Origin of the sequence: Mycobacterium sp. (assembly GCF_032162105.1) — a bacterium.
Classification (GTDB): Bacteria; Actinomycetota; Actinomycetes; order Mycobacteriales; family Mycobacteriaceae; genus Mycobacterium.
Window position 1 is genome coordinate 1 of sequence record NZ_JAVRPS010000058.1, and the last position, 4,601, is coordinate 4,601.

Annotated in this window: 4 protein-coding genes; 2 read left to right on the plus strand and 2 right to left on the minus strand. The window is 64.9% G+C overall.

Going from position 1 to position 4,601, the window contains the following annotated elements; genetic code table 11:
• Positions 1–1,947: ATP-binding protein (locus tag QOC69_RS02935; RefSeq protein WP_526436180.1), on the plus strand; the 1,947-nt coding region annotated here is incomplete at its 5' end.
• Positions 1,948–2,242: 295 nt separating this feature from the next.
• On the opposite strand, the gene QOC69_RS02940 is transcribed toward QOC69_RS02935, so the two are convergent.
• Together QOC69_RS02940 and QOC69_RS02945 are read right to left on the minus strand one after the other, a co-directional pair.
• Positions 2,243–2,890, minus strand: a complete 648-nt coding sequence (locus tag QOC69_RS02940) for a DUF4352 domain-containing protein (RefSeq protein WP_526436182.1) — start codon at positions 2,888–2,890, stop codon at positions 2,243–2,245.
• Between the two features lie 454 nt (positions 2,891–3,344).
• Positions 3,345–3,977: a hypothetical protein gene (locus QOC69_RS02945; RefSeq protein WP_526436184.1), complete on the minus strand. Its 633-nt coding sequence runs from the start codon at positions 3,975–3,977 to the stop codon at positions 3,345–3,347.
• 55 nt (positions 3,978–4,032) lie between these two features.
• Between QOC69_RS02945 and QOC69_RS02950 the strand changes: the two genes are divergently transcribed.
• The gene (locus QOC69_RS02950) at positions 4,033–4,428 is read left to right on the plus strand and encodes a hypothetical protein (RefSeq protein WP_526436186.1); all 396 of its coding nucleotides are present in this window, start codon (positions 4,033–4,035) and stop codon (positions 4,426–4,428) included.
• Positions 4,429–4,601: the final 173 nt, after the last annotated feature.

Sequence of the window (4,601 nt, forward strand, 5' to 3'; positions counted from 1 at the left end):
GACCTCAAGCCCGACCAGACCCGCTGGCGACTCGCGGTGGAGAAGGTGCTCCGCGGTGCGGGCCTGCGGCTGCTGGTGCCCGATCAGCACTGGGAGAAGGTGCTGCGATTCGTCAACGAGACCGACATGCGCGGCCGGCTGCAACTGCACCACGTCCGCGCGAAGCTCCTCGGTGCCGAACCCGTCGATCCCGAGCCGAACACGCTGGCGGGCAAGCTGTTCGCCGTCGACCCCGTCCATCCGTGTGCAGCCGAGGCCGTCGACGTCATCACAGGAGCAGGCGACCACGTCTGCGTCGACACCCCCGACGTGTTCGCGCGGTTCCGCCGCGCGGTCACCGACGCCGGGCTGTACAAGGACTCCGACCGGCTGGCCATCAAGGACGACCGGCGACCGGTCAAGCAGTCCGAATATCTGTACCAGGGTGACGTGTCGGCCAAGATCAACGCCCTGACCCTCGAACTCGCATCGGCCGAGGAGACCTACCAGAAGGCCCGCCGCGCCGCCGACGACATCGCCGCGCAGCGCCAGCAGTGGCGCGACCGTGCCGCCACGTGCAAGGCGATCTGCGAGCAGTACCCGCAGTGGAGCCAGATCGACACCGAGACCGCCGACGGGCACGCCGACCGATTGCGCGAGCAGTACGAGTTGCTGATGGCCGACAACCCCGACCTCGAGGCCCTCAACGCGCGCGCCGACGAATGCTGGTCGCAGATCCAGAAGTTCATGACCCGCCGCGGCGCCATCGAGACCCGACGCGACGCCCTCGACGAACGTCGCACCCGGCTGATGGACCTGCACGAGCGGCTGTCCCCCACGTTCGTCTCGGAGCCGCTGACGGAGCTGCTGCACCGATACGCCGCTGCGCTTCCGGTGTCGCTCGAGCTGCTCGACCCCGAGCCACACCGCGACGCGCTGCTCACCGCCATCAAGAAGGAACGCGAACAACTGCGCGAGAGCCGACGTCGCTCCTACGACGAACTGGCCCGCATCCTCAACACCTTCGACACGTCGTTCCCCGACGCCGTGCCGAACGACTCCGATGATTTCGATGAGCGGGTGCACGACTACGTCGCGATGTGCAGGCACATCGACGAGCGCGAACTGCCCGAGGCGTACGAGCGGATGATGCGGCTGGTCACCGAGCAGGCGCCCGACGCGATACTGACGCTGCACCGCGTCGCCGAGCAGGAGACCCGACGCATCAGTGAGCAGATCGACCGCGTCAACACGGGTTTGGGCTCGGTGGAGTTCAACCGCGGCACCCGACTCACGCTGCGGGCCACGCCTCGCCAGCTGACGGCGGTGTCCGAGCTCACCGAGATCGTGCGGTCCATCTCGCGTCGCATCGCCGAGGTCGGGCTTGGCGACAAGCAGGCGATCCTCGACCAATACGCCGACATCCTGCGGCTGCGTAATCGGCTGGCGTCCACCGCACCCGAGGACAAGGCGTGGACGCGCGACGCGCTGGACGTGCGCAACCGGTTCACCTTCGACTGCGCCGAGTGGGACGTCAGCAGCGAGGAGCTCATCCGCACGCACAGCAACGCGGGCGACAACTCTGGCGGCGAGCAGGAGAAGCTGATGGCGTTCTGCCTCGCGGGTGCACTGAGCTTCAACCTGGCCAGCCCCGAAAGTAGCGATAACACACCGGTTTTCGCACAGCTGATGCTCGACGAAGCCTTCTCCAAGTCCGACCCGCAGTTCGCCCAGCAAGCGCTGCAGGCGTTCCGCAAGTTCGGCTTCCAGCTGGTGATCGTCGCGACCGTGCAGAATGCCACCACAATCCAGCCCTACATCGACAGCGTGGTCATGGTGTCCAAGACCGAGCCCACCGGCCGCAACGCCCGCCCAGTCGCATCGGTATCGAGCAGAACGATCTCGGAGTTCACCACGCTGCGCCAGGAAATGCGCGCGAGCGCTCAACGGGTGCCGGCCGGAGTCTGAGCAGACCGAACAGGCAGGACGGGCCGCCGCCGCGGAACAGGCGGCATCGTTCCTTGTAGGGACGAGCCACAAATCCGTTCACAAATGGCATGAAAACGGTCCCGGAGAAATCTCTGGGGGCCTGGCCGTCTGAATGATGGCGTGCAATTTCGATGGAGGCGCAGGCGTGTCAGTACCGAGCTCGACATCCACGTACGGGCAGCCGCTCACTGACTGCTGGCCGGCAGTGGAACCGCGAGCTACAAGCCCGCAGAAACGAGGGTCCCGCTTCGGTGGATTTCGCCGTCGCGCTCAGTCACAGCCTGACCGTGGCGCCAGCGGTGGACGCCGATTCGTGAAGCTCAATCGCCGTCAACTTCACCCCCTTCGGCGCATCGAAACGCATGCTCACGTTGAGGGTGAGGCCCGGGGCAATGTCCAGGGCCGTAGTCTCCTGGAAGGTTGAATACGCCGCCATGTCGTCTGCCGCATACTCGCGACCCGCCGCGTCGATCAACTTCTGATTCTGGACGATGAACGAATGTGGCTGGTTACCCGTGTTGGTTACGGTAAGGGTCGCGATGACGTACACACCCTTGGGCTGGGGGTGCTCCTGGAAGCTGGCCTTCGCGAAATTGGTGACCACGAATTGGAACGTGCCGTCGCTGACGGGCTCACCCTTGGTCGCAGTGTGTGTCGTCGAACTGCTCCCCAAACCCAGGTAGCTCCCGACCACGAGGACTGTGCCGCAACCGCCGAAGAACAGGAGGACACCGGCCAATATCCAAGGCCACACCGGGCGTTTCTGCACTGGCGCAACCGCTTGGTAATCGGTCCAGTTCGCGCCGTCGAAGTAGAGTTGACCGCCCGCTCCGGACGGGTCGGGATACCAGCCAGCCGGTGTCGTCATTTGTGCCCGCACATGGCTGCGAATGATAGCGGCGCGCCTGTGGACGTCGTGCACGACGGCATTCTTTCTGCAGCCCTCTCAGCCCCGACACCTACGAAAAGGCCCTGCGCACCGACGAAACTGCCCAATCACAATCCCGTGTGGGCTTCACGGGATCAAGTCCGGAACAATGTTGGCCCGAGATGCGCCACCAAGACCGGATCGGCATGCCCGCCGGTGCCCTGCTCGTCGGTCAATCCCGTCAGGGCGGCGACCTGACGTCGGTCACCGGCGCACAGCCAGACCGGGGTACGGGTTCATGCTCGCTGTGGTACTCGCCGAGGCCTCCACTGGCGCGCTGCAGATCCCGCGTGAAGCGCTCAGCAGTCTGTGCGGTCTCAACCAGCGCGGACATCCGACCGTGTCCTCGAGCAGAGCACGGGTCCAGACCGTTAGCGATGCGAATGTTCCCAAAAGTGTTCCCAAACCCAATGAAAACGGCCCCCGGAGATTTCTCCGGGGGCCGTTTTCACTTGGTGGCGGCGACAGCGACGGCTGCGAGCTTGTCGCTGAGCGGCACGATTCGCGGCAAACGTGGCCGATCGAAGTGGTCTGGCTTGCGCTGCCGCATCAGCTTGTCGCCACCGATGGCCCAGTTGAAGTGATTGTGCCCCAACAGTTTACGGAACACCTGGTTCGTACGCTCCGGGTCGCGCGCCGCTATCCGCTCGAACAGCACGGGCGAGACGGTGTCGTCGTCGAGGTAGTCGCGCACTCGTCGGCGATACTCCGGACGTCGAAGCAGGCTCGGGTCAGCGAACGCCTGCTCGATCATCCCGAACTCGGCGTACAGGCCCATGTCCTCGACTTCGACGTGGGTGACCGCGACCGCATCGGAGGCCACCAGATCGGCAGGGTAATCCGAGGCGTGGAACGGCAAGTTCTTCGGTTGTTGACCCGACGCGGTGAGTTCGGCCGCTGCCTGCTCGCGGCAGAAGGTGTAGAAGCTCCGCATTCGTTCGGTCAGCTGCGTTCCCGGAATGACGACGAAGTCGGCGCCGAAGAATTGCACGAACCGGTCGTGCGCGGCGCCCTGCTGCTGTCGTGCGCGGGCGAGCTTGTCGGGATTACGAAATGCCCAGTTCGGGTGGCGCATCGCCATCTCGCAGGCGGTGCGATGGATCGCGACACGGTCACTCTTCGGATAACACGCGAAGTTGGCGCTGATCAACCACTCGGGCCCGACCGAAACCGCCGGATTCCAGCGGCCGGAACACACCCGGTCCCATGTTCGAATGCACGCGATATGTCAACTCGTCAACGAGGTTCTCCACGATGAGCGCGTCGCCGTCGCGGCCGTGGACCTCGAATATGCCCTCCACAACGTCGCACCAGCCGAGCAACAGCTCGCGTTCGTGCTCGGGCAAGTCCGGGCGACTGGCCACAAATCGCTCAACCACAGTCTTCCCGTTGCGCAACTCGTGCTGCAGCACGAAGTAGTCGAGCGCGGCTATCAGTTCCGCCTCGTCGTCGACGAATCGATCGGGGAAGCGGTCCCCGCAGTGCCTCGCGGCGTGCGGCAAGTGAAGCCGGAAGCTAGTGGGCTATCGTGAGCACATGCGACTGCACATTACCGTTGACGACGAGCTCGTTGCGGAACTCGACCAGCGGGCTGGAAGCAGGCGACGCAGCGCATTCATCGCAGAGTTGATTCGCCGCGGACTCGATGACGAGCGGCGATGGGACGATATCGAGGCAGCGCTCGGGGCCATCCCCGACGAGGGCC

What these genes read in the sequence shown, in the direction of transcription:
- QOC69_RS02945 (WP_526436184.1), bottom strand. Translation starts at nt 3,977, where the DNA reads ATGGCGATGCGCCACCCGAACTGGGCATTTCGTAATCCCGACAAGCTC.